The sequence below is a fragment of the Phycobacter sedimenti genome (assembly GCF_038148855.1).
Classification (GTDB): domain Bacteria; phylum Pseudomonadota; class Alphaproteobacteria; order Rhodobacterales; family Rhodobacteraceae; genus Phycobacter; species Phycobacter sedimenti.
In genome coordinates this window covers 51,005-72,566 of record NZ_JBBVGR010000003.1, presented here as the reverse complement: position 1 = coordinate 72,566, position 21,562 = coordinate 51,005, and the positions used below count along the sequence as shown (strand labels likewise).

Here is a 21,562-nt window from a genome sequence, read left to right as displayed (position 1 = left end):
GGATGGACCTTATTGCTGATATCCTGCTTGCAGCTGGAGCCCTCGGGGCCGGTTTCTATTGTCTGGTGCTGTCGCGCCGGTTGAAACGGTTCAATGACCTTGAAAAGGGCGTCGGCGGTGCCGTCGCGGTTCTTTCGGCGCAGGTGGATGACCTTAACAAATCTCTGGTTTCGGCGCGACATGTGTCTGATGGCTCCAGCAAGGCGCTTGAGCAACTGACTGGCCGGGCTGAAACCGTTGCTCAGCGGCTGGAGCTGATGATGGCATCGATGCACGACATGCCCGAGGCCGCAGTGCAGCCTGCACCGGCCCAGCCCAGGGCGGCCGAGGAACGAGACGCCCTGGCAGCGGCTTACGAATCTCAGGCTGAACCGGAGAAACCGGCTGAGGAAGCAACGAGCTCCTCTGGTCTGATGTTTGTCCGTCACAGCCGTGGTCAGAATCGGGTGGCGTGATGAGCGAGAAAAAGAAAGCCAGAAAAGGCGCGCGCGCGAAAAGCGGTACCTTGATGATGATTGCGATCCTGTTGATGGGCTCTGCAATCGTTCGGCTTGGCATTGATGCCGGTCCGGCCATCGCCCGCGAGGTGGCGAGTCTGCAAAAAGGCGGTTCCGAACGTGAGGCGGACAGCGGGCAACTGCATAGCCAGACCATGCCTTCTTCTGCGGAGCTGCAGGAAATGCTGGCGGCCTTCAAGGAACGAGAGGCCGCCCTGGCGGCACGCGAAGCTGAGATCGAAGACCGTATGAAGGCGCTGGAGATCGCAGACGAGGCGATCGAAAAGAAGCTTGCGGCCTTGCAGGACGCCGAGGAAAAGCTGAAATCGACACTGGCTTTGGCGGATGGTGCCACCGAATCTGATGTGGCGCGGCTCACCACGGTCTATGAGCAGATGAAGCCAAAAGAATCGGCCGCACTGTTTGAGGAAATGGACCCCACATTCGCCGCCGGTTTCCTGGCGCGCATGCGGCCCGAGGCAGCTGCTGGCATCATGGCCGGTCTCAGCCCCGAAGCGGCTTATACGATCAGTGTGGTTCTGGCAGGACGCAACGGTGCGGTGCCCAAGGAATAACCTGGGACCCAACTTGCGGCGCCTTGATCAGCCTTTCTTAATCAGACTCGGCTAAGCTTCTAAAAAGCAACAAAATTCGGAGTGAACCTATGATCGGGATTGTAGGTATAGTCATCATCTTTGTCATGGTCTTTGGTGGCTACCTCTTGGCTGGCGGCAAGATGGCCATCATCCTGAAGTCGCTTCCATTTGAGATGATGATGATCGGCGGCGCAGCAATTGGCGCCTTCCTGATCGGCAATGACATGGGCGGAATCAAGCACACGCTCAAGGATGTCGGTAAGGTATTCAAAGGCCCCAAGTGGAAGGCGGATGACTACAAGGACCTTCTGTGTCTTCTGTTTGCCCTGATCCGGATCGCCCGCGCGAACCCGGTGGAGGTGGAACAGCATATCGAGGACCCGGAGAATTCTTCGGTCTTCAACAAGTACCCCAAGATCCTGTCGGACAAGGAGGTTGTGAACCTGATCTGCGATACCATGCGGTCTGCGTCCATGAACTACGACGATCCGCATCAGGTCGAAGAGGTGCTGGAAAAGCGCATGGAGGCAAATCACCACCATGCAATGCACGGCAGCCACGCGCTGCAGACCATGGCAGACGGCCTCCCTGCGCTTGGGATCGTCGCGGCTGTTCTTGGTGTGATCAAGACAATGGGATCGATCGATCAGCCGCCAGAGGTTCTGGGCAAGATGATCGGTGGCGCTCTGGTGGGTACCTTCCTTGGCGTGTTCCTGGCCTATGGTCTGGTTGGCCCTTTCGCAAACAAGGTGAAATCCGTCACCGAGGAAGACGCTCATTTCTATCAGCTGATCCGCGAAGTGCTGGTGGCAAACCTGCACAATCACGCGGCAGCAATCTGCATCGAGGTCGGCCGTCAGAATACGCCGTCTCATATCCGCCCCGGTTTTTCGGAACTGGAAGAAGCTCTTAGATCGGTGAAACAGGACGCAGCATGATCTTGCGCGCATTCGCGATACTTGCAGGCCTTGCGATCGCCTTTCTGGCGTCGGGCGAAGCCCGAGCCCAGACGGTCGTGGCCCGCTCAGGAGAACATGACGGGTTTTCCCGACTCGTCATGCGTCTGCCCGACGGGGCAGATTGGTCGCTGACCCAAAGCGGGCGCAGTGCGACCCTCAATATTGGAGCGCCCAATATTGTATACGACACCTCGCGTGTCTTTGACCTCATTCCGCGGGACCGTTTGGCGGCGATCCGTCAGACCGCACCGGGGCAGCCGCTGCGTATGGATCTGGGATGCAATTGTGAAATCCGCTCTTATGTGCTGAGCAACGGCTATCTGGTGATCGACATCCGCGATGGCAACGATCAGCCGGTCTATGCTTCCAACGGCAGCGGCGCTCCGTTTCTTCCTTCTGCACCGCTTGCGGCGATTGAACAGCCTGGAACTGGGTATCGCTTCAATCTGGGGCAGCAGGCCGTGGCCGATGCGCGTCTGGCCTTGGATATGGCTGCCGCAATTGCAAGAAATGCTCCGGCGTATCCTGCAAGATCGGTTCCAGGAACACCGGCACCTGCCGCTGACACCGCTGGCACTGCCGCCCCCTCAAGTGCCGAAACGCGTCCCGCCGCCGCACCTGAACAGCCGCGCAAGCCTGCTCTTCTCCCGCTCGAGCGTCTTGCCGAAGCACAGGGCCTGCCTGCCCCTGATGCTGTTGAAGCGAACATGGGAGCAGTGACGGAAGGCGACGATCTTCCTGAGGTGAATTTGCTTCTGGATATGGAGGAATCTGCGAGGGCTGCGACTGTCAACGCATCCGAACAGCGCTTGTTACAGCAGATTGGACGTGCCGCCAACCAGGGTCTCTTGGATATGGCGATTGCAGATGCGCAGATTGATACATCCGGACGGCAATTGAACCCGCTGGGCCGGGATGGTCGCCCGCTGGATCCGTTGGCCAACATCATGATCACCTCGGCCATTGATCGCGAGGCAGGCCTCATTTCGCGCGCCACCGAGGACAGCGAACCTGAGTTTTGTCTGCCCGATGGCACGACCGCAATCTACAACTGGGGAAATGACAGTCCCTTTGCAGAGCAGCTGGGTCCCTTGCGTGGGGCCCTGGTGCAGGAATTCGACGACGTAAACCCGGCGACGGTGATGTCTCTGGCCAAACTTTATCTCTTTTTCGGTTTCGGCAGTGAAGCAAAGGCGATGCTGAACATACTGCCTGCCGACCGAATTGCGCCGCAGACCAAAGAGATCATGATGGCGCTTGCGGATCTGGTCGATGGTAATACCCTGCCGATCAATCACGTGTTCTCTGGACAGCAGATTTGTGAAGGCAATTCGCCCCTGTGGGCGGTTCTGGCGGATGGCACCATCAAGAAGGGCGCCAACTCCGATGCCATTCAGCAGGCCTTTGGCCGCTTGCCCGGACATATGCGGGTACATCTTGGGCCACGGTTGAGTTCCATTTTTGCCGAAGCGGGCGATTCTCATGTGGCAGAGGCCATTCTGCGCGCCGTGAGCCGGACTGGTGTGGAAGACGTGCCAGAAATGAACATGGCCGAGGCCGCGATCGCGGACCTGGCTGGCGATACCGAGACAATGGCGGAAAAGCTGACCGAAGAGGTGACTGACCGGACTGAGAATACGCCTGTTGCGCTGATCGAGTTGGTTGCTCTCAGCTACAACGAACGTAAGGCTCTGTCGCCGGATGTACCGGATCTCATCGGGTCATATGAGCATGAAAACAAGGATGGCGAACTGGGTGCCCGGTTGCGCCAGGCCCAGATTGCCGCCCTGGCATTGACCGGACGCTTTCACGACGCTTTCCAGGAGTTGAAGGCTGTGACCAAGGACGACGGGCCGGCTGCCCGGGCACAGGCTCTGGATCCGTTGATGACGCTTCTGACAGAACGTGCGGACGATGTGACCTTCCTGCAATATGCGCTGGTCTTTGCCAAGCAATCCACAGCCACCGAGGCGGCGCCTGTTGCCGATCTTATCGCGCGGCGCCTGTTGGATCTTGGGTTTGCCGATCAGGCCATGTCGCTGCTGAAGAAACTGGCGCTGGAGCCTGAGAACGAAGATCGTCGCCTGATGCTGGCAGAGGCTGCCCTTGCGCAAAACAAGCCGCAACAGGCCCTGGTCGAACTCATGGGACTGGATGGGACAGAGGCGAACCGACTACGTGCGCAGGCCCTGTGGCGCAATGGGGAATACGGACGATCTGGCGAATACATGCAAGTAGCGCAGGACGCCAACCAGGCTATGCGTGGCTTCTGGCACTCCGAGGATCTGGAGGCGATCCAGATGATCGAACCGGAAGCCGATGCTCCCTTCCGGCAGGTTGCTGACATGACCACGGAAATTGGCGAGACAGCAAAGGATCCAGAAGGTCTGACCCCCCTGGCTCATGCGCGTGCACTGGTGGAAAGCAGCCAGGGAACCCGAGGCGGGATCGAGGAACTGCTCAACCAGCTGAGTGCTTCCGGGGCTGCCTCCCAGTAAAGGCCAAACTGGTTTCCTTGAAACGGGCCGCATCTTTCGGGGTGCGGTCTTTGCGTTGAATGATAACGGATTATAAACAGTCTCAGCCTAGCTTCGTCTGCGGATGAATCCGCAATTGGAACGGGCAGAATGCCGGAAAAAGAACAAAAAACACGCCTGGTCGGGCGGCGATGGAGCCAGTGGCGCTCACATTTGCCTGACAACCGCTCGATTCTATTGGGTGATCCTGTATCGCATGGCGCCGTGCGGCGTCCGGTGCGCGTTGCTGCACGCTGCTCGACCGTTCGGGCCGAATCCTTTTGCCTTGATGGCGAAGGGCCTGTCAGTGGGGGCTGGCAGCGGCCCGTTGGCATCTCGAAGGCGACTTCCTGCGGACGGGTGACTGTGCAGTCCTCACCGCGCGAAAGACGATCTTCTGCAAAACTCCAGCGCGCTGCGGTCCAGTTGCCGCGTGTCCTGACACCTTTGAAATAGAGGATAAGACAGGTGCCCAAGATTACCGTGCAACAGTTGTTCAGCCCCACAGTGCTGCTGGCGCTGGCTCTGATGTCCATTATCGTGATGATGATTCTGCCGATGCCGTCCTGGGTGTTGGATGTGGGTCTGGCCGCCTCCTTTGGTCTGGCGATCCTGATCTTCACGATCACCTTGTTTATCGAAAAACCACTGGATTTCTCGTCTTTTCCGACGATCCTTCTGGCGTCGCTGATGCTTCGACTGTCCTTGAACGTCTCCTCCACCAAGCTGATCATCGGTCAGGGACACACCGGCACCGATGCGGCGGGGGATGTGATTCAGGGCTTTGCCCAGTTCGTCATGGGGGGCAGCGTTTTCCTCGGCCTGGTGGTGTTTGGCGTGCTCCTGATCGTGAACTTCATGGTCATAACCAAGGGCGCGGCCCGTATGGCTGAAGTTGGAGCCCGTTTTGCTCTGGATGGTATGCCGGGCAAGCAGCTGGCCATCGACAGCGATATGTCCGCAGGCGCAATCGACCACGCCACGGCGCGCGCGCGCCGTGAAACAGATCAACGCGAGACGACGTTCTTTGGCTCGCTGGATGGTGCATCGAAATTCGTCAAGGGCGACGCCGTTGCCGGACTTCTCATCACCCTTTTGAACCTCATCATGGGGCTGATCATGGGGGTTCTGGTACATGGCATGCCCATTGGCAGCGCCTTTGAGACCTACGCTATTCTCACGGTGGGCGATGGCCTTGTATCCCAGATCCCTTCGGTGATCATTTCCATCGCGGCTGCCCTTCTGCTGGCCCGTGGCGGTGCAACCGGGGCGACCGATATTGCCCTGTTCGAACAATTCGGCAAGCACCCCGCAGCCCTGACCACGGTTGCCGTTCTGATGGTCCTGTTTGCACTGGTTCCGGGTTTGCCGTTCCTGCCGTTCATCACGGGGGGTGCAGTCCTTGGTTACCTCGCCTATCGCATCCAGATGAAGAAACAGGCGGCGGAAGACGCTGAGATCGAGGAGCAGCTGGAGGTTGCTGCCAATCCCGAGCCTTCCAAGGCCTTGGGCGATATTCTTGACTTGGATGATCTTCATCTCGAGTTTTCTCCGGACCTTGTCAGCATGGTCCTCGACTCAGGCACGGGCCTGGATGCGCGGATCGCCAATATGCGGACGCATATTGCAACCAGCTTTGGTCTGATCCTGCCCGAGATTCGACTGACCGATCAGGCTGACCTGGAAATGGGAACATACGTGATCAAGGTTCAAGGCGTTGAACAGGCGCGGGGCACGCTCCATCCGGAAATGGTGCTTGCGCTTATGCCGGACAACCATTCATCCCTGCCGCCGGGCACCGATGTGACCGAGCCCGTCTATGGTGCCCCTGCACGCTGGATTTCCAGTAAAAGCCAGGACGAGGCTGCCGTTGCCGGGGCCACTGTTGTGACTGCTCCGGAAATCTTGGCGACGCACCTGCTTGAAGTCATAAAACAGAACTTCTCGCGCCTGCTGACCCTGAAGTCGCTGCGCCGGATCCTGAACGAGATGACCGAGCTGTCGGATCCGTTCCGGGCCGAGGCCAACCGCAAGCTCCTGGATGATCTGATCCCGGACAAGGTCCCGATGGATATCCTGCATGCGGTGCTGCGTCTGCTCTTGGATGAGCGGGTCTCGATCCGAAACATGCCGCTGATTCTGGAGGCCATCGCCGAGGCTCGGGTGCATGTCACCCAGCCAGAGCTGATCTGCGAACATGTGCGTCAGCGCATGGGGTTCCAGCTGGTTGCCGAAATGAAACGCGAGGATGGTACCATCCCGCTGGTGCAACTCGCGCCGGAATGGGAGGATACCTTCTCGACCTATCAGGTCGACACTCAGGGTGGTGGGCTCGATATCGCGCTGCCGCCGGACATGTTCAACCGTCTGGCCGAAGGTCTGAGCGAGCGGCTTACCAACATCACCGAGCAGGGGGTCTTTGCCGCCGTGGTGACCTCGACACGCCGCCGCCGCTATCTGCGCACCATCCTGAAATCCCGCGGTATAACCAATCCGGTTCTGTCTTTCGAAGAGATCGGGCTGGAGGCACGGCCAGCGCTGGTGGGTATGGTACAGGCATGAACCTGCTGGACCTCCCTCCGGAACTCTTTGCGCTTTTCGGCGCGGCGTTCTGGCATGGGGCTATGGTGTTTCTGCGGATCGGTGCGATGACGTCGGTTCTGCCAGCCTTTGGCGAACAATACGTTCCTGCGCGGATCAAACTGGCCATTGCGCTGGCCTTTACCGCGATCGTCGCACCGGCGCTGCCCCAAATGCCGATCCCCACCGGGCCCCTGCAATACGCAGGCTATGCGGCCAGCGAGGCCGTGGTGGGGCTGGCTCTGGGGATGGGGATCCGGTTCTTCGTGCACGCCTTGCAGACCGCAGGCACGATGGCTGCGCAAAGTACCTCGTTGTCGCAGGTCCTGGGCGGCATCGGTGCGGAACCGATGCCGGCTCTGGGGGCTGTTCTGCTGGTATCTGGCTTGGCGCTTGCGGTCATGCTCGGGCTTCATGTGCGCGTTGCGCAGTTCATGATATACTCCTACGAGGCCTTTCCCGTTGGTGTATTCCCGAATCCGGCAGCCTTGTCGGAATGGGGGGTGCAACGGATTTCGAAAAGCTTCTACATGGCCTTTACCCTTGCCGCGCCGTTCCTGATCACGGCCGTGATCTATAACCTGACGCTTGGTGTCATCAACCGGGCGATGCCGCAGTTGATGGTCGCCTTTGTCGGTGCGCCGGTGATCACCTTTGGCGGGCTGTTCATTCTGATGATCGCCAGCCCGATGATCCTGGACGTGTGGTTCCGGGCCTTGACGACCTTTCTCGGGGATCCGGGAGGCAACATTCCATGAGCGGCGGTCAGGACGACGATTCAGACAAGTCATTCGAGCCGACGGAAGCGAAACTCCGAAAGGCGCGTGAAAAGGGTGAGGTTGCAAAGTCCACCGATCTGTCGGTCGCTGCGGCCTACGCAGGACTGCTGGTCGCCTTGTATGCGGTAGGCAGCGACATGATGCACGGGTTCGGCACGGCCTTGATGTCCTTGCTGGACCAGCCCGACAGGCATGCGGAACTCTTGTTCAACGGTTCCGGCACGACGCCCATCGGCGGGTTGTTGATGGCCCTGGTGAGCCCATTGCTGCCGATGTTCGTGGTGCCCTTCGCGGCAGTTCTTTTGTCGATTCTGGCTCAGAAAGCACTGGTGTTCGCTCCCAGCAGACTGGAGCCAAAAGTCTCAAAGATTTCGGTGATCTCGAACGCGAAGAACAAATTCGGTCGCGCGGGCTTGTTCGAGTTCTTCAAGAGTTTTGTCAAACTCGTGCTCTACTCGATCTGTCTTGGTCTCTATCTGGGCTACCGTATGCCGGAAATGATCGCCACGTCCGGAACCGGCGCCTTTTCAGTTGTGATGATGCTGGCAAAACTGGGCATGGAGTTCCTGGTTCTGTCGCTCTTGATCGCCTTGCCCATTGGCGTGATCGATGCAGCGTTTCAGCATGCAGAGCATCGGCGCAAAAACATGATGTCCCGCAAGGAAATCCAGGACGAGATGAAGGATGCCGAAGGTGACCCTCATATGAAAGGGCAGCGTCGGCAGAAGGCTCAACAGATCGCCATGGGGCAGATGCTGGCAGATGTCCCGAAGGCTGATGTGGTTATCGTCAACCCGACTCACTACGCGGTGGCCTTGCAATGGAGCCGTGAAAAAGGGTCAGCACCAATATGCGTGGCCAAGGGCGTGGACGAAGTTGCCGCTGCGATCCGCCGTGTCGCCAATGAGAATGCCGTACCGATCCATAGCGATCCGCCCACCGCACGGGCGCTGCATGCGACGATCGAGATCGGACAGGAAATTCAGGAAGAACATTATGCGCCTGTGGCTGCGGCAATCCGTTTTGCGGAAGCCATGCGGGAGCGGGCAAAAGGAGGGATCTGATGAAAAAGAAAAAAATGCTGGATCAGATGGCTGCGGTGACTCATGCGCAATATCTGCGGGAACATGCCCGAGTGAAACCTGTGCTGGACGAAGAAGCGCGGCTGCGCGGGCAACTGAACAAGTTGCAGGAACGGGTGCTGGAAACGCGGGTGCAGGCAGATCAAGACCATGCCATGAAGGCGCTTGGTGCCGATCTTCTTTGGGAAGGGTGGCATATCCGGACCCGCAGGGAGTTGAACATGGAGCTTGCCAAGGTGACAGCCAGAAAGCTGATGGCAATGGACAAGCTGCGCAAGTCTTTCGGTCGCAAGACCGCAATCGAAGACATGGCCAAGGCCGAGCACAAGCGGATCAGAATGGCAAGGATCAAGGCGCTTCAGGAGAGCCTGTCGTCTTAGGCCGACAGGCTGTCGGAGCACCGCTGCATCGAGGCGCTTCCCGTGAGGGGGGCGCTTTCGAACATGCGGTTGCCGGGATGAACTTGCGGCGCAGCCGCAGCCGTATCGTGAGCATTTTGAAAAACATCGCGGCCGGAACTGTTCAGTTCCGGCCGCGTATCGTTTTGGTTTGCGAAACGCCTCAGACGTCCTGGCGGGTGATATCCATGATCAGGACATCGTAGACATCCTTTCCCAAGAGCTGCTGTGCAGCCTCGCGCAACGCGGTCCGAAGCGGAGTCATGACATCGGACCGTGTGAAGGCGCCGCGAAACCCTCCCATATTGGCATGGTCGAACAGAACCTGCAGGAAAACGTCCCTGAGTTTTGGTTCATAGAGGCGAATTTTCTCTGCCATCCCGGTCTTTGTCTCAAGGCTGAGCGTGATCACAACCATGGAGGTCAGCTCGTCCCGTTCGACCACCGGTACAATGAACTGATTTGGCAGCCTGTTGTACTCGTGCTCTTCGGCTTTTCCTTGGTCGGACTCTTCTTCCGTATGTTCAGCTTCGGCATCTTGCTGTGCCTCGGCGGTTTCGACTTGGGGATCAGGTTCGGGCGCAAGCATGAGCCCGGCACCGATTCCGACTCCGGTGCCGACGATCAGCAGGATGACTGGGAGGAGTTTTGCAATCATTTGAAACCTCAGAAGGGCAGGATCGCATCAAGGACCTGTTGTCCGTAGCGCGGTTGCTGCATGTCCGTGATCTGACCGCGTCCGCCATAGGAAACGCGCGCCGAAGCGATCTTGTCATAGGTGATTTCGTTCTGGCGGCTGATGTCCTGCGGGCGCACGTAACCGGTCACCAACAGTTCACGCATTTCGAAATTCACCCGCAACTCCTGCGAGCCGCTGATTGCCAGCACACCGTTGGGCAGCACGTCGACAACGGTGGCGGCCACTCTCAGTTCCAGCTTTTCGCTACGTTTGACCGAACCTTTGCCAGAGGCAGAACTCGAGCTGCCAAGCTCAACAGCATTGGCCGAGGAAGCCCCATCAGGCAGGTTTTCGTCAAGGCGCTGGGGCAGGCCCAGAAGCTGCGGAAGCTCCAGGCTTTCCGAACCGGAACGCGAGCGTGCCGTGTCGTTCTTGATCTCGGCCGTCTCATCGATCTCGATGACGACGGTCATGATGTCGCCTTTCTTCATGGCGCGGCGATCACCCAGAAGGGAGTTTTGCGAGCCGCTCCAGAGCGAGGCATTGTCAACGGCGCGGCGGGGCTGGCTGTCCAGAGGTAGACCCTGCCAGAGCATCGCGACGTGTTCCGACGACTCGTTTGCCGGTGAAAAGGACGGGGGCTTGCCGATATGGTCTGCCCGTCCGCATGCGCCGAGAATGATCAGCCCAGCCAGGGCGGACTTGGAATAAAATGCTCTGTTTTTCATTATTTTACCTCGACGGATCCGTCGGCCGCTATGCGTCCGGTTACGGTTGAGCGCGATGACAGGTTCATCACGCGGATCAGTTCGCCTTCCGCGCCGCGCCCCAAAGCACGCCCTTCGGCGGAAATTGTCAGCCCGCCGCGGCTGAACGTCAGGATGACAAGATCATTGCGTTCAACGATGGCGGGGGGGCCAATATCGCCAGCCCGAACGGGGCGACCTGGATAAAGCGCAACCCGCGCCTCCTGCCCGATCACGTCGCTTGGGTCTGACAGCGCGCCCAGGACCTCTCCGGGTTTCAGCGCCAGATCCGAAGCCGTCAGGACTTCCTTCGGACGGATCGTGCGCACCGGCACCAGAATATCGGCGGCGGCGGTCTGCGCGATCAGCGTGACAAGGAGGGCGAGTTTGAGTTTCATCAGCGGACCTGTGTGGTTGCGCCCATCATTTGGTCGACTGCCGAAATGACTTTGGCGTTCATTTCATAGCCGCGCTGGGCTTCGATCAGTTCGGTGACTTCGCGCACCGCATCGACCGAGCTGGCCTCCAGATACCCCTGACGCAGGGTGCCCAGGCCGTCAGCGCCGGCGGTAGATGTCAGCGCCGGGCCAGAGGCCTCTGTAATGCTGAACAGGTTGCTGCCGAGCGCCTCAAGGCCTTTGGGGTTGGAAAAACCGGACAGCGTCAGCTGGCCCAGGAGTTCGCCTTCTGCGGCCTCGTCAAAGTAGGCGTAGACTTCGCCCTCGGCGTTGATGGAAATGCTGCGGGCATCATCCGGGATGGTGATCTCGGGTGAGACCGGATAGCCGTCCGAGGTCACGATCAGCCCTTCGGCAGAGCGTTTCAGGGCGCCATCGCGGGTGTAGGCGGTCTGACCAGAGGGCAGGGTGACTTCCAGATAGCCTTTGCCGTCGATGGCCAGATCCAGATCATTCTGGGTTTCCTGCAACGGGCCTTGAGCCAAGTGAAGCGAGATTGCGGCCGGGCGGACACCCAGACCGACCTGAACGCCGGTGGGCAGGACAGTGCCGTCAGAAGCATTCACCGTGCCGGCTCGCGATACCTGCTGATAGTGCAGGTCGGCGAATTCGGCGCGCCGTGCGTTATAGGCCGTGGTGTTCATGTTGGCGAGGTTGTTCGAAATGGTTTCGACGCGCAGTTGCTGCGCGCTCATACCGGTGGCGGCGATCTTAAGGGCACGCATGGTGTTTCTCCTACTTGATCAGGTTCTTGATGGCGGCGCGGATGCGCTCGTCTTCGGTTGTCAGGAAGCTTTGGCCCATTTCATAGGCCCGCTGAATCTCGACCAGACGGGACACCTGGTGGATTGCGTTCACGTTGGACCCTTCGAGGAAGCCTTGCAGAACGCGGCCATCAAGGGCTTCTTCGATGTCACCGTCGACCCGGAACATCACGCCGTCCTCGCGGGACATGGTGTGTTTTTCCAGAGGTCTGAACAGGCCGATCTGGCCCAGTGGCTGACCGTCTGCACTGATGGTGCCGTCAGCGCCAACCTGCACCGATTCGGCGTCGGTGGGGACAAAAACCGGCGCCCGGCCAGCGTCCAGAACCCGGTGCCCGTCCATCGTAACCAGATCGCCCGCTGCATTCGAAGAAAAGGCGCCTGCGCGTGTCAGGCGCTCGCCTTGCGGGGTTTCGACCATGAAGAAGGCATCTCCCTCGATGGCGAAATCGAAGGTGCCGTTTGTCTTGGTCAACTGCCCCTGTTCCAGAGAGGTATTGTGAATGTTCGCGCGCGCCATGGACAGCGATTCCTGACCCGGCGCGGATTTCACGTATTCGGAGAAGATCAACCCTTCGGACCGGTACCCTGTGGTTGCGGCGTTAGCGATGTTGTTCGCCACCACCCGCATTTCGCGCATAAGCCCGGATTGGCGGGAGAGGGTTGCGTAACCTGCGGTTTCCATCAAGAACCTCCAGAAATCAGCGGAATGACATGGCCATTGAAAAAGGCCACAAGTGTTTGTGTCATGAAGCCCATCGACACCCAGAAAACGACGAGGATCGCAGCCAGTTTCGGCACGAAGGTGAGCGTCATTTCCTGGATTGACGTGAGAGCCTGAAACAGGCCGACGGCCAGGCCGACAACCAGCGCCACAATCAGGATCGGCGTGGACATCATGACCGCGGCCCATAAGGCCTGGCGCAGGGTGTCGTAGAACAGGCCTTCAGTCATCATGGCTTAGACCGGCATCCTCAGGATTTCCTGATAGGCTTCGACCACCTTGTTGCGTACGGTGACTGCGGTCTCGACGGCCAGCTCGGTCTGGGCCAGGGCCTGGACCAGCGCATGGGGGTCGCCGTTGCCGGTCATGGCCTGCACGGATGCCTGCTCGCTGGTTTTCAGCGTGTTGGTGAAATTCTCAAAGCTCGCCTTGGCCCGTTCGGTGGCACCGGTGCCGGTGAATTCTGGGTCGGCCTGCGTGGCCGGGCGTGCTGCTGCATAGCCGCTTGCTGCGGAAAGGGAGCGAATATCCATTCTGGATCTCCAAGGTCAAAGGGTTAGGTTATCGTTTCAGCAAATCCATCAGCGAAGCCGACATCTGACGGGTCTGGTCGAACATCTTGAGGTTCGCTTCATAGCTGCGCTGCGCTTCACGCGCGTCTGCGATTTCGATCATCAGGTCCACGTTGGACCCTTGATAGTGGCCGGACTCATCCGCCAGCGGATGCGAAGGATCGTAGACTTTTTCCAGATCGCTGCGGTCCAGTGTGACGCGGCCAACTTTGACGCTTTCTACGTCGGTGTTGAGGTCGCGAATCGCTTCGAACGGCACGGTCTTGCGGCGATAGCCGGGTGTATCGGCGTTCGAGATATTCTCGGAGACATGGCGCAGGCGTGCCGCCTGGGCTTTCATGCCGCTTGCCGTTACGCTCAGGGCTCTGGAAAACTCACTCATGGTTCATCTCCCCCTTCAGTTGCGCCGAATGCTGGCGTGCAGGATGTTCATCGAAGACTTGTAGATCGCCATGGCGCGATCATGCTGGCGCTTGGTCTCAACGCTTTTGAGAAGCTCGGTTTCAATGGAAACGGAGTTGTCGTTGGGATCCGACCCAGCGCCTGTCTCGGTCACGGCCCAGTCCATCCCGATCCCGGCCGTGCCGTTCAGATGGGAGGCGCGGCTGGCGACCATGTCACCGGGACGCGCATTGGCCGCGTAGACTTCCTTGAAGGGTTTGATGTCTTTGGCATGATAGCCAGGGGTGTCCGCATTTGCGATGTTCTGCGACACCAGTGCCTGGCGCTTCCCGGCATGGGTCGCCATGGCATATGCAATTTTGAAAACATTCAGTTCCGTAAACACCGGGGCTTCTCCCTCGATCGATTTCAATCAAGGCTTAACCCCGATTCCTTTAGAAATTGTTTGCGGGAAACAATTGGAGGCCTCGACCATGATTGCTGAGCTGAAAGCAATGACCGAAGAAATCGCGAGCAAACGCCTGGCAACGCCCATGGGGCGGGTGATCGGAATCGCCGGGGGAGAAATAGAAATTTCCGGCCTTCAGACCGTCGCCCGCATCGGGGATCGCCTGGTACTGCGGCGCGGTCCGAAGGACGAGCTGCACGGCGAGGTGCTGAAAATTTATTCAGATAAAATCAGTATGTTATCTGACAAGGCGCCAGATCGTGTCGCCATGGGAGACCCGGTTTTACTGTATTCTGCGCCTGATTTTGCCCCAAGTGACAACTGGATTGGGCGGGTCGTTGATCCCTTCGGGGAACCGCTGGATGGTCGGCCCCTTCTGCGGGGAGAAAAGGCACGGGACATTATGTCTGCCCCTCCCAAGGCAGCTGGTCGCCGTCACATGGGAGAACGGCTGAACACCGGACTGTCAGTTCTCAACACGATTCTCCCGGTGGTGCGTGGACAGCGAATTGGCCTTTTCGCAGGTTCCGGTGTCGGTAAATCGACGCTTCTTGCAAAACTTGCGCAAAATATGGAGGCCGATGTGGTTGTCATGGCGCTCATTGGTGAGCGTGGGCGCGAGGTGAATCACTTTGTCGAGCAGGTTTTGGGGCCGGAAGGGATGCGCCGATCCGTTGTCGTCGCGGCAACCTCTGACCAGTCTCCCCTTGTGCGCCGCCGTTGTGCCTGGGCTGCAATGACGATTGCCGAGCATTTTCGTGACCAGGGTAAGAATGTCCTTCTTCTGGCGGACTCGGTCACTCGTTTTGCCGAGGCCCACCGTGAGATTTCTGCCGCTTCCGGCGAAGCCCCCGCCTTGCGTGGATTCCCGCCTTCGGTGACGCCGCTCATTACGGGGATGTGCGAACGTGCAGGGCCGGGGTCCGGCGATCAGGGCGATATCACTGCGGTTTTCAGTGTTCTGGTTGCGGGGTCCGACATGGATGAGCCCATTGCGGATATTCTGCGGGGGGTTCTGGATGGGCATATCGTGCTCAGTCGCGAAATCGCCGAGCGTGGCCGCTTCCCGGCCATCGATGTATCGCGTTCCGTATCGCGGAGTTTGCCTGCGGCGGCCACCAAGGAAGAGAATGATCTGATCCTGGATGTGCGCAAGTATCTGGGGTCGTATGAACAGTCAGAAGTGATGATTCGTGCGGGGCTCTATTCCGAAGGCAGCGACCCGGTGCTGGATACGGCCGTCAAGCTCTGGCCCGAGCTGGATGGATTCTTCGGGCGGGATGAAGCCGGTGGGGTGAAAGGCAGCTTTGATCGCTTGAAGCTTCTCTTGCGCCGCGCGGCTGCCGGGCGGTGAGCAATGGCTGCAGAACCGGCGGCCATGGTTGGACCATGCGGCGCCGGACTTCTGTTATCCCAAAGAAAAGCGCCTGCCGGAGGATCCCGGCAGGCGCTTTTCTAGATCGTTCGGATCGGTCTCACAGGCTACTGCATCAGCAACATGAGCGCCGTTGACGCACTCGATTGCGAGGCCTGAAAATCTGCCAGCTGCGCCTGGGCAAGATAGCGCGTCGTCAGCTCTTCCATTTTTTCAGGATCCGCAAACACCCCGAGATCATCCGTTCCAAGGAACCGTTGTGCACGATCCTTGTAGATGCCGAGCTGCTGGTCGATGTCCAGCTGGATGAAGTTGCTTGGCAGGTTCAACGCCGTCTGGAACATCTGCTGAAGGGCTGGCTGGCCGATCACGTTGAACCATTTGGTGTTGACCGAAGTCGGCTCACCGTCTTCGTTGACGTCGGTTGCGATATTGACGAGTTCCCGCTGGGCAAACAGGGCGATCCGCATGGATTCATTCTGTTGACCGACTGCAGCTTCGAAGGACTGGGTCTTGTTCGAAAAAACGATATTCTCCATGTCCTTGGGCGAACGGGTCTTTACCGTTTCCCCGGGGCCGAAGCCAAACGCCTCGGTAAAGGCAACCCAGCGATCATCCCCCAGCTTGTTGGCCAGAGCGTCGTCTGCCGAAGACCCGTCTTCCAGCACACGCTGTACGAGGGCTTTCATCGGAAGCTGATCATCCAGGCCGAAGGCCCCGAGGGCGATACCCAGAAGGCGGGTGTCCTTGACCAGATCCGCGGCCGTCTCGACCTTGCCGATGTTTTCAAGGAAATAATCGCTTTCCCTGGACAGAACAGGATCCTTGGAAAAGGTATCGAACTGCTTGTCGTAGGTCGATTGCAGGAATTTCCATCCTGCAATGCCATCGGTGGGTATGATCGGCTGATAGAGGATCATGACGGGCGGATAGCCATCAGGCGTTCTTCACGCGGCAACAGGGCCCGCAGTGCCTTCAGGCAGCGATAGTGGTTGTTGTTCAGGAGCGAATCCGTGGCCTCGGCCAAGGCGGCTCTGCTGTCAGGGTCCGTGAACACCTGGCTCAACTCTTCGATGCGCCGCAGCATGGGCAGGCGATCTTCTTCAGGATCAACATCGCCCGAGAGTACCAGCTGTGCCGCATAGCAGACACGCCGTACCGGAGTATTGGCTTCTTCGGGATGAATCGCGTCACGCAGACGCAAGATGTTGGCATCAGGTGTAACGATGGAGAGACGGCTGCGTCGATCTCCGTTTTCGATTACCGCGCCGTTTACGAGGACGCGTTCTTTTGGGGCAAGTTTGAGGACCAGACCGCTCATATTTAGGATGCTCCGCTGCGCAGGCCACGCATGATGGCCGTATTGATTTCTACCAGGGGGCCGACTCCCGCTTTGCGGGCGAGTATCCGGCTGGTGTACTGGGTCGTGAACGCCGCGAGATAGAGGATCTGCTCTTTGAGGTCTTCGGGAAGCCCGTTGTCCGAACTGTTGACGTCTGTTTGAAAGATCTGCCACAGTTTGCGGTTGTCATTCAGAGCTTCGGCAAGTGCAGAAAAACCCTCTGGTCCTTGTTTCGATGCGCGGATTATGCGGTGCGTAATCCGAGCGATTGCCTCGAACTCCAGGTCTTTCGGTGTGCGTGTCGGGGCTTTTGCCGCAGAATAGGCGCGCTTCGCATTCAGAAGGGCATTCACGTGTTTTCCTAACGTACTATTTCTTCAGGTTCTCTGAGGATAGAGGACTGGGGCGCGCCAGGCGCGCCCCAGATCAGGCCGTTTAACGGAACAGCTGCTGCAGGGTCTGCGGCGCCGAGTTGGCAATGGATAGCGCCTGTACGCCAAGCTGCTGCTGTGTCTGCAGAGCCTTCAGTCGCGCAGATGCTTCTTCCATGTCGGTATCCACCAGCGAGCCGATGCCGCTCTTCATCGCGTCGGTCACTTTCGACACGAATTCGGACTGCTTCTCGATCCGTGAAGCGGAGGCACCCAGTGCGGCAGCGCCGTCAACTGCGGTCTGGATCAGAAGTTCGATCTCGCTGATCGAGGCGTCGGCCGCAGTCGAGGAAGACACGTCAACGGTGGTCAGGTCCAGGTTGGATTCGAAGTTGACCGACGACACGGTGATGTTCGACGAGGAGATGTCACCGGCGGAGTCGCGATCCAGCGAGGACAGAACAGTCATGTCGCCACCTTCGCTGTTCAGCAGGTTCGCACCGTTGAACTGAGAAGCGGAGATGATCGAGGTGATCTGGTTCTTCAGTTCGGTAACGTCCGCATCGAGCTTGTCGTTGTCAACGTTCTCACCGGTTGCTGCAACCACCTTTTCCTTCATCTCTTTCAGGAGTTCAGTGATCTGCTCTGCACCGGCAAGTGCAACCGCAACAGTGGATTCACCCAGCGCCAGAGAGTCGGATACGGCGTTGAAGCCGGAGACGTCCGATTCCATAACCTTGGAGATCGCCCAGATTGCCGAGTTGTCCTTGGCGGTTGCAATCTCTTTACCGGTGGAGATCGCGTTCTGGGTGTTTTCCAGGTTGTTGTTGATGGTTTTCAGGGTCTGCAGCGCAACCATTGCGCCGTTGTTGGTCAGAATGCTGGTCATAGCTTATATTCCTTTAGCGAAGAGACACTTTGGTCTCTGATTTTCCCTGCCCCGAAGGGCGCTCTCTGACGTCTTTCTGACAATGCGTTCAACCGACCGGTTTTCGCGCCACCTCGTGTTTCCGAGATGCAAGGTGACTTTGCCGCGATATTTGCTAAGGGAGTGCTAATGAGCCAAATTCCAATCCGTAGAATTTTCCCTAAATTGCATCGGCTTAAGCGCGCTTCTCCAGCTTCTTGTCGAGGCGTGTGCCATAGCGGGTCTTGCGGCCGGTGCTGTCGTAGACGTCCAGTCCTTTACGTACGCGGCGCAGTTCGGCCATCCGGGCCGCGATAGAGCGGATGCCCTCCATGGCGCTTTCCAGCATGTCCTGGTTGCGCATCACCTTGGTCTGAACCTTGGCAAGCGTGTCGCGCTCCAGGTCAGAGATGGCGTTGAGCTGATCAATTACGTCTTCCTTGCGTGCAAGGATCTTTTCCAGCTTCGCCAGATCTCCCTCCATCAGCGCCGCGCGTTCCTCATCCAGGATTCGGTCAAGTTCGTCGATATGGGTTTGGGGGTTAGGGGTGGTCATTTTGTGCCTCCTTCAGGGCGTGGTACAGTGATTCGGCCAGGCCAATGCCGCCTGCCTTTGCAATTTGCTCGGCCTGGGCGCGAACCAGAAAACTCGAAAACTGGTCTTCTCCGGCGCCGCCGCCACCAAAGCCTTCCCGTGATTCTCCGAGCCCCGCCGACTTCAACATTTCCGCGAGAAATGAAGCCTCTAGGTCGATGGCTGCCTTGCGAAGCGGGTCTTCTGCTGGGGTGTGTGACACCGTGTTTGACAGCGGTTTCGATATCGGCGTCATTTGAACGGTTTGAATTGGATCCGGCATTTTGGCCTCGATTTGAAAGAAGTTTCGAATTGCTTCGATTTTTCAGAGACTGCGACAGAACCGGTTAAAATTGCCGTAACCGCTTTGCTGTAGACCGGTTGCATCGAGATAGAACGTCTGGAAGCCCATGCACAGCACATCACTCATTGGCCAAACCCTCGGCGGAGCCCAGGGAACCAAGGCCTCACCGGCGCAGGATGCGTACAAGTCGTCGTCAAATACGGCAAAGGATCGATCCTTTGCAGATCATGTCGAGGATAAGCGGACCAAGCCGGAAGCGGATACGCCATCAAAACCGAAAAATGCGGATCAGGGAGCTGCCTCCAGCGCCCCGAAAGGTCAAGCCGATCACTCGACATCCGAGAAAAGCGAAAATGCTGCGGATCCGATTGAGAGTCAGGCCGGATCGGACGGCTCAGAAGTCGTTGCCGAAGCCGCGAATGACTTGAGCCGTGAGCAAGCAGCTGTGAAGGCTTCGGCCTCCCGGACTGATGGGGAAATGCTCGGGCAAATGGCTCGGGAAGCCTCGGATGCGGCGAACCCGCAGAGCAATGATGCCGAAGGTGATGCCGACATGGCAAAACGCGGCCGCATGGCTGTGCCTGGACCCACAGTAGGGGATGCGGCGGCGGCCAAGGCATCCGCTGCCGGACAGGCAGTTTCGGCAGAGGCCGCGGCGAAACCCGACCTTGAAAGCAAGGGGGCATCACACACATCTCAGGCCGAAAGCGATGTCCCGTTGGACGCAGCCGGTGCCAAGGAGGCAGGGCGTTCTGCGAAAGCGGAGGCCGGGCTAAGTGAGATGCGCCGCTCCGAAACGGGAACCGCCACACCCGCATCGTCTCAGGTTCAGGGGCAAGGGCGCACAGCGTCTCAGGAAGCTGTTGCGGTGCAGGCCAAACTGCAAGCCGGCGAGGGGGACAAGCAAAGCCCGCCCTCGGACAGAGGTGTTGAGGGTCGCCTGCAGAGCGCGGGAACGTCGCCTGGCGCCCCTGCATCCGCAAACCCGGTTCCGGCATCTGCGTCGCAATCGGTGTTCCAGGTTCAGGTTCAAAATGCGGAAGCCGGTGAAAAACGCCAGGCTCGGTATCGCAGCCGCGAGGGTGAGGTGCAGGTTGCGCCTGCGGTCTCTCAGGCCAGCGCTGCGGCCGCCGGCGTGACAGCGCCGAACTCCGCTATGGCCTCGGCAAACGCGGCGCTTTCGCTGGCGCAGACCCTGCAGGCCGATATTGCCAAGGGATCACAGTCGGCATCCTTGCTGGCCGATTCGATGGCAAGTCACACTTCCTTGACTGCAGAGATGCCCGGTCTGTCGCAGCTATTGACCGAGGCTGTGTTCCAGCCCGGCGCGACTCATCGCGTGGAAACCCCGCGCATGATTGCAACGCAGCTGGCCGAGGCTTTTGCCGCCAAGGGTGAGCGGAACATGGAAGTGTCGCTGAACCCCGAAGAGCTGGGCCGCGTGAAAATGCGCGTCTCCACGAGTGAGACGGGTATCGTCATGACCATCCAGACCGAGCGACCGGAAACGGGCGATCTCATGCGGCGTCATATCAATGAATTGGCCGAAGAGTTCCGCCGCATGGGGTTCCAGGACATCTCTTTCGAATTCAGCAGCGGTGATTCTGCCTTTGGAGGTCAGACCGAGCAGGGGCTTTCCGACGGCTCCGGCTCCGCGGCGGGCATTCGTGGAACGGATACCGACATGGCAATCACTGACGAGGTTGCCGATACACAAATGAAAGACCTCCGCCTGGGTACGACCGGCGTGGACATGAGGGTATAATCAATGACTGATGCAGTAAGCGCGGCGACCACCGCAGCCACAACCCAATCCAGCAGCGCCCAGAGCAAGCGCGCAACGGGGCTGACCTCGGATTTCGAGACCTTTCTGAAGATGCTGACGGCTCAGGCCCGTTATCAGGATCCGCTGGAGCCACTTGATTCGACCGAATACGCCTCGCAACTGGCTCAGTTCTCGATGGTGGAACAGCAGGTGCAGGGCAACGAGACACTGGTTGCGATGCAGAATCAGCTGGGACTGTCCAACATGGCGGCCATGTCCGGCTGGGTTGGTATGGAAGCGCGCGTTTCGGCGCCCGGCTATTTCAACGGAACATCCCCAGTGGTGGTTTCGCCGAACCCTGCGGCTACTGCTGATGCGGTGACGATGATCGTGCGGGATTCCAATGGAACAGAGGTCAACCGAATCGCGTTGCCCGTCTCGGCAGAGCCCTATTCCTGGGATGGAACCGACAAGGACGGCAACACGGTTGAGGAAGGCAGCTATACGTTCACCATCGAAAGCCGCAGAGGCGATGATGTTGTGCTGACCGATCTGGCGGAGGTTTACACCGAAGTGAAAGAAACCCAGATGCTTGGCAGTGATGTGGTCTTGATAACCGAGGGCGGCTCGGCGATCTTGGCCTCCTCTGTGACGGCCTTGCGCAACCGGTCCACGGACGCCTGATCTCTGTTTGGCAGGGTCCTTTTGACCAGCGGCAAGACGT

General features: G+C 58.8%; 26 protein-coding genes. 11 read left to right on the top strand and 15 right to left on the bottom strand.

The features are described from left to right. The first annotated feature begins 2 nt into the window (after positions 1–2). The 8 genes from AADA15_RS06035 to AADA15_RS06000 all read left to right on the top strand — a co-directional run bounded on the left by AADA15_RS06035 (position 3) and on the right by AADA15_RS06000 (position 9,389). A complete protein-coding gene (locus tag AADA15_RS06035; protein WP_341640652.1) occupies positions 3–455 on the top strand; it encodes a hypothetical protein in 453 nt (150 codons plus the stop codon). Next, on the top strand, positions 455–1,072 hold the full coding sequence (locus AADA15_RS06030; protein ID WP_341640651.1) for a MotE family protein: 618 nt from the start codon (positions 455–457) through the stop codon (positions 1,070–1,072). The genes AADA15_RS06035 and AADA15_RS06030 overlap by 1 nt, the downstream gene beginning before the upstream one ends. An 89-nt stretch (positions 1,073–1,161) precedes the next feature. Next, positions 1,162–2,031, top strand: a complete 870-nt coding sequence (motA, locus tag AADA15_RS06025) for a flagellar motor stator protein MotA (protein ID WP_341640650.1) — start codon at positions 1,162–1,164, stop codon at positions 2,029–2,031. Next, entirely contained in the window at positions 2,028–4,550 is a 2,523-nt protein-coding gene (locus tag AADA15_RS06020) for a tetratricopeptide repeat protein (protein ID WP_341640649.1), read from the top strand. The genes motA and AADA15_RS06020 overlap by 4 nt, the downstream gene beginning before the upstream one ends. Positions 4,551–5,096: 546 nt before the next feature. Beyond that, a complete protein-coding gene (gene flhA, locus AADA15_RS06015; RefSeq protein ID WP_437343184.1) occupies positions 5,097–7,130 on the top strand; it encodes a flagellar biosynthesis protein FlhA in 2,034 nt (677 codons plus the stop codon). Continuing rightward, positions 7,127–7,906: a flagellar biosynthetic protein FliR gene (locus AADA15_RS06010; RefSeq protein WP_341640647.1), complete on the top strand. Its 780-nt coding sequence runs from the start codon at positions 7,127–7,129 to the stop codon at positions 7,904–7,906. The genes flhA and AADA15_RS06010 overlap by 4 nt, the downstream gene beginning before the upstream one ends. After that, positions 7,903–8,991, top strand: a complete 1,089-nt coding sequence (gene flhB, locus AADA15_RS06005; RefSeq protein WP_341640646.1) for a flagellar type III secretion system protein FlhB — start codon at positions 7,903–7,905, stop codon at positions 8,989–8,991. The genes AADA15_RS06010 and flhB overlap by 4 nt, the downstream gene beginning before the upstream one ends. Then, positions 8,991–9,389, top strand: coding sequence for a hypothetical protein (locus AADA15_RS06000; RefSeq protein ID WP_341640645.1), 399 nt, complete (start codon positions 8,991–8,993; stop codon positions 9,387–9,389). The genes flhB and AADA15_RS06000 overlap by 1 nt, the downstream gene beginning before the upstream one ends. Positions 9,390–9,570: 181 nt before the next feature. Here AADA15_RS06000 and AADA15_RS05995 read toward each other — a convergent pair whose 3' ends face one another. The 9 genes from AADA15_RS05995 to AADA15_RS05955 are packed head-to-tail and all read right to left on the bottom strand — an operon-like array spanning position 9,571 to position 14,137. Further along, positions 9,571–10,065, bottom strand: a complete 495-nt coding sequence (locus AADA15_RS05995) for a flagellar basal body-associated FliL family protein (protein ID WP_341640644.1) — start codon at positions 10,063–10,065, stop codon at positions 9,571–9,573. 8 nt (positions 10,066–10,073) lie between these two features. Then, positions 10,074–10,814, bottom strand: coding sequence for a flagellar basal body L-ring protein FlgH (gene flgH, locus AADA15_RS05990; RefSeq protein WP_341640643.1), 741 nt, complete (start codon positions 10,812–10,814; stop codon positions 10,074–10,076). Next, a complete protein-coding gene (flgA, locus tag AADA15_RS05985) occupies positions 10,814–11,230 on the bottom strand; it encodes a flagellar basal body P-ring formation chaperone FlgA (RefSeq protein WP_341640642.1) in 417 nt (138 codons plus the stop codon). The genes flgH and flgA overlap by 1 nt, the downstream gene beginning before the upstream one ends. Next, positions 11,230–12,015, bottom strand: coding sequence for a flagellar basal-body rod protein FlgG (gene flgG, locus AADA15_RS05980; RefSeq protein ID WP_341640641.1), 786 nt, complete (start codon positions 12,013–12,015; stop codon positions 11,230–11,232). Before flgG ends, flgA begins: the two co-directional genes overlap by 1 nt. A gap of 10 nt (positions 12,016–12,025) precedes the next feature. Further along, positions 12,026–12,739 carry a flagellar hook-basal body complex protein gene (locus tag AADA15_RS05975; protein WP_341640640.1) on the bottom strand — a complete coding sequence of 238 codons (714 nt, stop codon included), beginning with the start codon at positions 12,737–12,739 and terminating at the stop codon, positions 12,026–12,028. Beyond that, the gene (gene fliQ, locus AADA15_RS05970; RefSeq protein WP_341640639.1) at positions 12,739–13,011 is read right to left on the bottom strand and encodes a flagellar biosynthesis protein FliQ; all 273 of its coding nucleotides are present in this window, start codon (positions 13,009–13,011) and stop codon (positions 12,739–12,741) included. The genes AADA15_RS05975 and fliQ overlap by 1 nt, the downstream gene beginning before the upstream one ends. Before the next feature lie 3 nt (positions 13,012–13,014). Continuing rightward, on the bottom strand, positions 13,015–13,311 hold the full coding sequence (gene fliE, locus AADA15_RS05965; RefSeq protein WP_341640638.1) for a flagellar hook-basal body complex protein FliE: 297 nt from the start codon (positions 13,309–13,311) through the stop codon (positions 13,015–13,017). Positions 13,312–13,339: 28 nt separating this feature from the next. Further along, a complete protein-coding gene (flgC, locus tag AADA15_RS05960; protein ID WP_341640637.1) occupies positions 13,340–13,732 on the bottom strand; it encodes a flagellar basal body rod protein FlgC in 393 nt (130 codons plus the stop codon). A gap of 15 nt (positions 13,733–13,747) precedes the next feature. After that, the gene (locus AADA15_RS05955) at positions 13,748–14,137 is read right to left on the bottom strand and encodes a FlgB family protein (protein WP_341640636.1); all 390 of its coding nucleotides are present in this window, start codon (positions 14,135–14,137) and stop codon (positions 13,748–13,750) included. An 88-nt stretch (positions 14,138–14,225) separates the two neighbouring features. Here AADA15_RS05955 and AADA15_RS05950 point away from each other — a divergent pair, with 88 nt between their 5' ends. Next, positions 14,226–15,554 carry a FliI/YscN family ATPase gene (locus AADA15_RS05950; RefSeq protein ID WP_341641009.1) on the top strand — a complete coding sequence of 443 codons (1,329 nt, stop codon included), beginning with the start codon at positions 14,226–14,228 and terminating at the stop codon, positions 15,552–15,554. Positions 15,555–15,682: 128 nt separating this feature from the next. On the opposite strand, the gene AADA15_RS05945 is transcribed toward AADA15_RS05950, so the two are convergent. From AADA15_RS05945 to AADA15_RS05920, 6 genes are all read right to left on the bottom strand, one after another. Beyond that, positions 15,683–16,495 carry a DUF1217 domain-containing protein gene (locus tag AADA15_RS05945; protein ID WP_341640635.1) on the bottom strand — a complete coding sequence of 271 codons (813 nt, stop codon included), beginning with the start codon at positions 16,493–16,495 and terminating at the stop codon, positions 15,683–15,685. Then, on the bottom strand, positions 16,492–16,896 hold the full coding sequence (gene flbT, locus AADA15_RS05940) for a flagellar biosynthesis repressor FlbT (RefSeq protein ID WP_341640634.1): 405 nt from the start codon (positions 16,894–16,896) through the stop codon (positions 16,492–16,494). Before flbT ends, AADA15_RS05945 begins: the two co-directional genes overlap by 4 nt. A 2-nt stretch (positions 16,897–16,898) precedes the next feature. Continuing rightward, complete coding sequence (gene flaF / locus AADA15_RS05935; protein WP_341640633.1) at positions 16,899–17,270, bottom strand: flagellar biosynthesis regulator FlaF; 372 nt, start codon at positions 17,268–17,270, stop codon at positions 16,899–16,901. Between the two features lie 82 nt (positions 17,271–17,352). Then, on the bottom strand, positions 17,353–18,177 hold the full coding sequence (locus AADA15_RS05930) for a flagellin N-terminal helical domain-containing protein (RefSeq protein ID WP_341640632.1): 825 nt from the start codon (positions 18,175–18,177) through the stop codon (positions 17,353–17,355). Positions 18,178–18,391: 214 nt separating this feature from the next. Next, on the bottom strand, positions 18,392–18,751 hold the full coding sequence (locus AADA15_RS05925; RefSeq protein ID WP_341640631.1) for a flagellar biosynthesis protein FlgN: 360 nt from the start codon (positions 18,749–18,751) through the stop codon (positions 18,392–18,394). Further along, positions 18,738–19,025 carry a rod-binding protein gene (locus AADA15_RS05920; protein WP_341641008.1) on the bottom strand — a complete coding sequence of 96 codons (288 nt, stop codon included), beginning with the start codon at positions 19,023–19,025 and terminating at the stop codon, positions 18,738–18,740. The genes AADA15_RS05925 and AADA15_RS05920 overlap by 14 nt, the downstream gene beginning before the upstream one ends. Before the next feature lie 538 nt (positions 19,026–19,563). Between AADA15_RS05920 and AADA15_RS05915 the strand changes: the two genes are divergently transcribed. Together AADA15_RS05915 and AADA15_RS05910 are read left to right on the top strand one after the other, a co-directional pair. Beyond that, complete coding sequence (locus AADA15_RS05915) at positions 19,564–20,838, top strand: flagellar hook-length control protein FliK (RefSeq protein ID WP_341640630.1); 1,275 nt, start codon at positions 19,564–19,566, stop codon at positions 20,836–20,838. A gap of 3 nt (positions 20,839–20,841) precedes the next feature. After that, positions 20,842–21,522, top strand: coding sequence for a flagellar hook capping FlgD N-terminal domain-containing protein (locus AADA15_RS05910; RefSeq protein WP_341640629.1), 681 nt, complete (start codon positions 20,842–20,844; stop codon positions 21,520–21,522). Positions 21,523–21,562: the final 40 nt, after the last annotated feature.

Coding starts and splice junctions, on each gene's coding strand:
- flhA (WP_437343184.1), top strand. CDS start 5,097: ATGTCCATTATCGTGATGATGATTCTGCCGATGCCGTCCTGGGTGTTG.
- AADA15_RS06035 (WP_341640652.1), top strand. CDS start 3: ATGGACCTTATTGCTGATATCCTGCTTGCAGCTGGAGCCCTCGGGGCC.
- fliE (WP_341640638.1), bottom strand. CDS start 13,311: ATGGATATTCGCTCCCTTTCCGCAGCAAGCGGCTATGCAGCAGCACGC.
- flgA (WP_341640642.1), bottom strand. CDS start 11,230: ATGAAACTCAAACTCGCCCTCCTTGTCACGCTGATCGCGCAGACCGCC.
- AADA15_RS05925 (WP_341640631.1), bottom strand. CDS start 18,751: ATGACCACCCCTAACCCCCAAACCCATATCGACGAACTTGACCGAATC.
- flhB (WP_341640646.1), top strand. CDS start 7,903: ATGAGCGGCGGTCAGGACGACGATTCAGACAAGTCATTCGAGCCGACG.
- AADA15_RS05950 (WP_341641009.1), top strand. CDS start 14,226: ATGATTGCTGAGCTGAAAGCAATGACCGAAGAAATCGCGAGCAAACGC.
- AADA15_RS05915 (WP_341640630.1), top strand. CDS start 19,564: ATGGCTCGGGAAGCCTCGGATGCGGCGAACCCGCAGAGCAATGATGCC.
- flgC (WP_341640637.1), bottom strand. CDS start 13,732: ATGAGTGAGTTTTCCAGAGCCCTGAGCGTAACGGCAAGCGGCATGAAA.
- flgG (WP_341640641.1), bottom strand. CDS start 12,015: ATGCGTGCCCTTAAGATCGCCGCCACCGGTATGAGCGCGCAGCAACTG.
- AADA15_RS05975 (WP_341640640.1), bottom strand. CDS start 12,739: ATGGAAACCGCAGGTTACGCAACCCTCTCCCGCCAATCCGGGCTTATG.
- AADA15_RS06000 (WP_341640645.1), top strand. CDS start 8,991: ATGAAAAAGAAAAAAATGCTGGATCAGATGGCTGCGGTGACTCATGCG.
- flgH (WP_341640643.1), bottom strand. CDS start 10,814: ATGAAAAACAGAGCATTTTATTCCAAGTCCGCCCTGGCTGGGCTGATC.
- fliQ (WP_341640639.1), bottom strand. CDS start 13,011: ATGATGACTGAAGGCCTGTTCTACGACACCCTGCGCCAGGCCTTATGG.
- AADA15_RS06010 (WP_341640647.1), top strand. CDS start 7,127: ATGAACCTGCTGGACCTCCCTCCGGAACTCTTTGCGCTTTTCGGCGCG.
- AADA15_RS05910 (WP_341640629.1), top strand. CDS start 20,842: ATGACTGATGCAGTAAGCGCGGCGACCACCGCAGCCACAACCCAATCC.
- AADA15_RS05945 (WP_341640635.1), bottom strand. CDS start 16,495: ATGATCCTCTATCAGCCGATCATACCCACCGATGGCATTGCAGGATGG.
- motA (WP_341640650.1), top strand. CDS start 1,162: ATGATCGGGATTGTAGGTATAGTCATCATCTTTGTCATGGTCTTTGGT.
- AADA15_RS05930 (WP_341640632.1), bottom strand. CDS start 18,177: ATGACCAGCATTCTGACCAACAACGGCGCAATGGTTGCGCTGCAGACC.
- AADA15_RS06020 (WP_341640649.1), top strand. CDS start 2,028: ATGATCTTGCGCGCATTCGCGATACTTGCAGGCCTTGCGATCGCCTTT.
- flbT (WP_341640634.1), bottom strand. CDS start 16,896: ATGAGCGGTCTGGTCCTCAAACTTGCCCCAAAAGAACGCGTCCTCGTA.
- AADA15_RS05995 (WP_341640644.1), bottom strand. CDS start 10,065: ATGATTGCAAAACTCCTCCCAGTCATCCTGCTGATCGTCGGCACCGGA.
- AADA15_RS06030 (WP_341640651.1), top strand. CDS start 455: ATGAGCGAGAAAAAGAAAGCCAGAAAAGGCGCGCGCGCGAAAAGCGGT.
- AADA15_RS05920 (WP_341641008.1), bottom strand. CDS start 19,025: ATGACGCCGATATCGAAACCGCTGTCAAACACGGTGTCACACACCCCA.